Origin of the sequence: Paenibacillus sp. MZ03-122A (assembly GCF_024213325.1) — a bacterium.
In the GTDB taxonomy this organism is placed as follows: domain Bacteria; phylum Bacillota; class Bacilli; order Paenibacillales; family Paenibacillaceae; genus Paenibacillus; species Paenibacillus polymyxa_B.
The window spans coordinates 1-557 of sequence record NZ_JANAVI010000061.1; the positions used below are offsets into that span (position 1 = coordinate 1).

At 55.8% G+C, this 557-nt stretch carries 1 protein-coding gene; it reads left to right on the top strand.

All coding sequences use genetic code 11. The annotated features are described in order from the left end of the window. A partial coding sequence (locus tag NLX74_RS25545; protein ID WP_254330938.1) for an AMP-binding protein occupies window positions 1-557 on the top strand: 557 nt, incomplete at both ends.

The following is a 557-nucleotide window of genomic DNA, read 5'->3' on the forward strand; positions in this document are numbered from 1 at the left end:
CAGGCGCAGCTTGTACCGGATCATGTGGCGGTGGTGTACGAGGAGCAGCAGCTTACGTACCGGAAACTGAACGAGCGTGCGAACCAATTGGCGCGGAGATTGCGAAATGAAGGTATCGGACGCGAATCGATTGTCGGCATTTTGAGTGAGCGCTCGGTAGACATGCTGGTCGGCGTACTGGCGGTGTGGAAGGCAGGAGGCGCGTACGTGCCGCTGGATGCAGACTATCCGTCAGAACGTATTCGTTTCATGCTGGAGGACAGTGGTGCGAGGGTACTGTTGACCCAAACGGGCTTGCAGGAGCGTGCGCAGGTCTGGCTGGAGGAAAGCAATGCATCATTTGAACAAGCAACTGGACTGTGCTTGAAGACGATGCTGGCGTTGGACGATGAGTCGCTGTACATCGGAGATACCACAGACGTCGATCACATCAACGAACCGCAGGATCTGGCGTATGTCATTTACACCTCCGGTACAACAGGACGTCCGAAAGGGGTCATGATCGAGCATCACAGCTTGGTGAATACGGCTGCGGCGTATCGCCGAGATTACCGTCT